The organism is Micromonospora sp. NPDC049081 (genome assembly GCF_040648835.1).
GTDB lineage: Bacteria > Actinomycetota > Actinomycetes > Mycobacteriales > Micromonosporaceae > Micromonospora > Micromonospora antibiotica.
The window spans coordinates 1-4,767 of the sequence record NZ_JBEZEK010000050.1 but is presented as its reverse complement, the minus strand read 5'-3'; the positions used below and the strand labels follow the sequence as shown (position 1 = coordinate 4,767).

General features: G+C 73.0%; 6 protein-coding genes. 1 reads left to right on the top strand and 5 read right to left on the bottom strand.

The annotated features are described in order from the left end of the window. Positions 1 to 44: 44 nt before the first annotated feature. Genes AB0B63_RS32180 through AB0B63_RS32165 form a run of 4 tightly spaced genes read right to left on the bottom strand, consistent with a single transcriptional unit; the run spans position 45 to position 3,500 of the window. A complete protein-coding gene (locus AB0B63_RS32180; RefSeq protein ID WP_357025747.1) occupies positions 45 to 1,976 on the bottom strand; it encodes an NADH-quinone oxidoreductase subunit L in 1,932 nt (643 codons plus the stop codon). Continuing rightward, positions 1,973 to 2,374: an NADH-quinone oxidoreductase subunit NuoK gene (nuoK, locus tag AB0B63_RS32175; RefSeq protein ID WP_357025744.1), complete on the bottom strand. Its 402-nt coding sequence runs from the start codon at positions 2,372 to 2,374 to the stop codon at positions 1,973 to 1,975. The genes AB0B63_RS32180 and nuoK overlap by 4 nt, the downstream gene beginning before the upstream one ends. Continuing rightward, entirely contained in the window at positions 2,371 to 2,913 is a 543-nt protein-coding gene (locus AB0B63_RS32170) for an NADH-quinone oxidoreductase subunit J (protein ID WP_357025741.1), read from the bottom strand. The genes nuoK and AB0B63_RS32170 overlap by 4 nt, the downstream gene beginning before the upstream one ends. Next, positions 2,910 to 3,500 (bottom strand): NADH-quinone oxidoreductase subunit I, encoded by a 591-nt coding sequence (locus tag AB0B63_RS32165; protein ID WP_208568249.1) that lies wholly within the window; start codon positions 3,498 to 3,500, stop codon positions 2,910 to 2,912. Before AB0B63_RS32165 ends, AB0B63_RS32170 begins: the two co-directional genes overlap by 4 nt. Positions 3,501 to 3,684: 184 nt before the next feature. Between AB0B63_RS32165 and AB0B63_RS32160 the strand changes: the two genes are divergently transcribed. Beyond that, positions 3,685 to 4,260 carry a Uma2 family endonuclease gene (locus AB0B63_RS32160; RefSeq protein ID WP_357025737.1) on the top strand — a complete coding sequence of 192 codons (576 nt, stop codon included), beginning with the start codon at positions 3,685 to 3,687 and terminating at the stop codon, positions 4,258 to 4,260. Here AB0B63_RS32160 and AB0B63_RS32155 read toward each other — a convergent pair. Further along, positions 4,241 to 4,663: an ester cyclase gene (locus tag AB0B63_RS32155; RefSeq protein WP_208568251.1), complete on the bottom strand. Its 423-nt coding sequence runs from the start codon at positions 4,661 to 4,663 to the stop codon at positions 4,241 to 4,243. The genes AB0B63_RS32160 and AB0B63_RS32155 overlap by 20 nt on opposite strands. Positions 4,664 to 4,767: the final 104 nt, after the last annotated feature.

Below are 4,767 nucleotides of genomic sequence, written 5' to 3'. Positions count from 1 at the left end.
CTCGTTCGCGACTGCGGGGCTCCGCTGCGCTGCACTCCTCGCGCTCATGAGGAGACTCCGATCAGGGCGGCGGCCAGGCCGATCAGCAGGGCGCCGGCCAGCACCGCCGCCGTCGCGCGGGGCAGGGCCGCCCGGTGCAGCGCGGCCAGCCCGGCACCGAGCGTGGAGGTGCCCCGGCCGACCCCCTCCACCAGGCCGTCCACCCCGACCTCGTCACCGGTACGCGTCACCCGGGCGAGCGCCGTCGTGGGGCGTACCACGAGGGTGTGTTGCAGGTCGTCGAGGCGGAAGGCGCGGGCGAACACCGGCCGCAGCGGACCCAGCGCGCGGGCCGGATCGGCGGCCGGGTCCCGCCGCCAGCCGGCCCAGGCCAGCCCCGCCCCGACCAGCAGCAGCACGATCGGCAGCAGCACCGCCGGGGCGAGGTGGACGAGCACCTGGTCACCGGGCGCGAGCGTGGGCACCGTCGGGAAGAAGAGCCGGTGCCAGAACCACCTGGTGAAGCCGGCCAGCCCGAGCAGCGCCGCCGGGACGGCCAGCAGCAGCACCGGCCAACGCATCAGCGCCGGCGGGTCGTGCGGGTGCAGCAGCGGCAGCCGGGCCTCGCCGAAGAAGGCGCGCAGCAGCAGCCGGGTGGCGTACGCGGCGGTGAGCAGCACCCCGAGCAGCCCGGCCAGCCAGACCAGCCAACCGACCCAGGCCGGGGCGGGACCGGTGCCGTCGAACGCGGCGGCCTCGGCGGCGGCGAGCACGCCGTCCTTGCTCCAGAAACCGGACAGCGGCGGCACGCCGGCCAGCGCACCCAGGCCGATCAGGGTGCACCAGAAGGTGACCGGCATGCTGCGCCGCAGCCCACCCATCCGGGACAGCAGGGTGGTGCCGACGGCGTGGATCACCGCACCGGCGGCGAGGAACAGCAGCGCCTTGAACGCGGCGTGGGTGAGCAGGTGGAACAGCGCGGCGGCCGGGGCACCGACGGCGAGCGCGCCGGTCATGTAGCCGAGCTGGGAGACCGTCGACCAGGCGAGCACCCGTTTCAGGTCGTCCTGGGCGGTGGCGGCGAGCGCGCCGAGCAGCAGGGTGACCGAGGCCAGCACCCCGAGCACCGCCAACGCCACCGGGGCCCGGGTGAACAGCGGGTAGAGCCGGGTCACCGCGTACACCCCGGCGGCGACCATGGTCGCGGCGTGGATCAGCGCGGAGATCGGCGTCGGGCCGGCCATCGCGTCCGGCAGCCAGGTGTGCAGCGGGAACTGGGCGCTCTTGCCGGCCACCCCGGCGAGCAGCAGCAGGCAGGCGGCGGTCAGGGTGCCGGTGGAGTGGTCGTGGGCGAGCACGTCGGCGATCCGGAAGCTGCCCGCCGAGACGCCGAGCAGCGCGATGCCGAGCAGGAACCCGACGTCACCCACCCGGGTGACCAGGAACGCCTTCATCGCGGCGGCGGGCGCCTCGGGCAGCCGACGGTCGTGGGCGATCAGCAGATAGGAGCAGAGGCCCATCACCTCCCAGCCGACCAGCAGCAGGATCAGGTCCCCACTGACCACCACCAGCAGCATCGCGGCGGTGAACAGGCTGATCTGCGCCGCGTAGGGCGGATAGCGGTGGTCCACCTCGACGTCGTCGTGCGGGCCGCGCCGCAGGTAGGCCACCGAATAGACCTGCACCGCCAGCGCCACCGCTGTCACCGCGACCGCGACCAGCGCGGCGACGCCGTCCAGCCGCACCCCGAGGGTGACCCGCAGCCCGCCCAGGTCGATCCAGCTGGTACTGGTCTCCACCGGGTCGCCGACCCGCACCAGCAGCAGCACCGCGACCAGCAACGCACCGGCCGCACCGACCACCCCGAGGCCGATCGCCGCCCGCCGGGCCGCGCTCTCCCCGGTGGTCGCCCCCTGCGGTGCCGGCGGCAGCAGCAACCCGAGCAACCCGGCGACCAGGGGTACGACCGGCAGCGCCGCCCCGAGCAACCCGGTCACCGCCCGGCCTCCGCCCGTGCGCCGGCCGACCCGGCCGCGGCGTCGCTGGCCGACCCGGCCCGTGCGCCGGCCGACCCGGCCCGGTCGACAGCCGGTTCGGTCAGCGGCACGTCGTCGACGGTGACGCTGGCCCGTAGCCGGTAGAGCTGAAGCACGATGGCCAGCCCGACGCCGATCTCGGCGGCGGCCAACACGATCACGAACAGCGCGAAGACCTGCCCGGAGTGCGGCAGCACCGCCCGCACGGTGGTGTCGGCGGTGACCAGGATCAGGTTGACCGCGTTGAGCATCAACTCCACCGCCATCAGCACCAGCACCGCGTTGCGTCGCCGCAGCACGCCAAAGACGCCCAGGCCGAACAGCAGCGCGGCCGTGACGTACGGGATGACCGGCCTCACCGGATCACCTCTGTTTGCGACGACGACGCGGCGGCGTCGGGGCGGCGGCCGATGTCCGGGCGGGACAGGATGATCGCGCCGACCAGGGCGGCCAGCAGCAGCACCGACAGCACCTCGAACGGCAGCACCCAGGAACGGAACACCTGCTCGCCGATGCCCTCGGCGGTGCCCGCCGCCGGCAGCTCCACCGTCGACCAACGGAACGCGTCGACCAGCAGCGCCGTCAGGCCCAGCCCGGTGCCCGCCCCGATCAGCGCGGCCGGCCAGCCCGGCCGGTCCAGGTCGTCGGAGGCCCCGATCGGCGCCCGGGTCAACATCACCGCGAACAGCAGCAGCACCACGACCGCGCCCACGTAGATCAGCACCTGCACCCAGGCGACCAGTTCGGCGGTGAGCACCAGATAGTCGCCGGCAAGCGCGCCCAGGCAGAGCACCAGATAGAGGCCGGCCCGGACCAGGTGCTTCGTGGCGACCACCAGCACACCCGAACCGACCGCCACCGCGCCGAGGGCGAGCAGCAGCACGTCCGCACCGGTCACCGGGGGGCACCTCCGTCGGCGGGGCCGGGCTCGGGGCGTACCACGGTGGGGCGGGCGGCGGAGCTGGTCGGGGCGGCGGCCTTGCGCGCGGCGGTGGTCTCCTCCTTGGCCGGCTCGCCGTGCGGGTCGTGCGCGGGCGGCGGCGGCACCGTGGCCATCCACTGGCCGAGGTGGTCCTTGTCGTGCAGCAGATCCTTGATGTCGTACTCGGCGTACTCGAACTCCGGCGACCAGTAGAGGGCGTCGAACGGGCAGACCTCGATGCAGATGCCGCAGTACATGCAGAGTGAGAAGTCGATGTCGAACTTGTCGAGGACGTTGCGCTGACGGGGCCGGGCCGCACCGGCCACCGCCACCTCCTCCTTGTGCGAGTCGATGTAGATGCACCAGTCGGGGCACTCCCGGGCGCAGAGCATGCAGACCGTGCAGTTCTCGGTCAGCAACGCGATCACGCCCCGGGAGCGGGGCGGCAGCTCGGGGGCGACGTCCGGGTACTGCTGGGTGGTCGACCGGCGGGTCATCGTCTTCAACGTGACCGCCAGCCCCTTCACCAGCCCCTCGCCGGGGACCCCGCCGCGCTCGCTCACGGCGTCGCCCCGCTGCGCTCACCCACACCGTGAGATGCCGCCGCACTGAGCCGGCTGACTCGCCCGCTGCGCTCGCTCATGGGGTCATCCTGCCCTGTGGCCACGGCGCGCGCGACCACCACCCGGGGTTTGCCGGCGCTACCGTGACGGGCGGGGAGAACGACGCACCGGGAAGGACCGACCGATGACCGCTGCGTTGCAGAGCGACCATCCGCCCGAGGGCGGTTGGACGACCGACGATCTGGACGCACTGCCCGAGGACGGCCGCCGCCGCGAACTTCTCGATGGAGTGCTGATCGTGCCCGCCTCCCCCACCCGTGTCCACCAGACCATCGCGATGCGGCTCGGCGTCGCACTCGAAGAGGACTGCCCCGACTACTACGACGTGACCCAGGCGGTTGAGGTACGCATCAACCGGACCCGCTCCTTCATCCCCGACGTGCTGGTGACCACGTCCACCGCCGCAGCCCGCGAACCGTCCCGCTACGAGGCGCACGAGGTGGTGCTGGCCGTCGAGATCGTCTCCCCCAGCACCCGGTCCATCGACCGGGTGCTGAAGCCGACCCTCTACGCGCAGGCCGGCATCCCGTTCTACTGGCGGATCGAGGTGGAGGACGACGGCCTGGTCGTGCACACCTACAAGATCGACGCGGTGGACGAGGTCTACCTGGAGACCGGGCGGTGGACGAAGTTCGTCGACACCGGTGAGCCGTTCCCGGTGAACCTGTCTATCGACCGGATCACGCCCCGGCGTCGGTGAGCGGCGGCAGCATCTCCACACCCAACTGTTGCAACAGTTGGAACAGTTCGTTGACGCTCCACACGTCGACGATCCGGCCGGCGGCGTCGAACCGCAGGAACGTCGCCCCGGAATAGCTGACCACCTGCCCGGTCGGCGGCACCGGGCCGAACTGTCCCGCCTGGGTGCCGGCGGCCCGCCAGCGCAGCGCCACCCGGTCCCCGGTCGCCACCACGTCCACCAGTTTGTAGCGCAGGTCGGGGAAGGCGGCCCGGCGGTCCCGGTGCCAGGCCAGCACCGCCGCCGGGCCGGTGCCACCCAGCCCCGGGCACTCCTGCGCCACCAGCTCGTGCGCCGACTCCTCGTGGCCGGCGTTCCACACGTCGGACACGAACCGTCGGGCCACCGCCGCCACGTCGATCATGCGGGCAGCCTAGGGCCTGTCCTGTCGATCATGGAAGCCAGATGATGGCGGCTATGAGGACGAGGCTTGCCTGGTAGAGAGATGCCCGTTTGGCGTAGCGGGTG

What these genes read in the sequence shown, in the direction of transcription:
- AB0B63_RS32160 (WP_357025737.1), top strand. Translation starts at nt 3,685, where the DNA reads ATGACCGCTGCGTTGCAGAGCGACCATCCGCCCGAGGGCGGTTGGACG.
- AB0B63_RS32155 (WP_208568251.1), bottom strand. Translation starts at nt 4,663, where the DNA reads ATGATCGACGTGGCGGCGGTGGCCCGACGGTTCGTGTCCGACGTGTGG.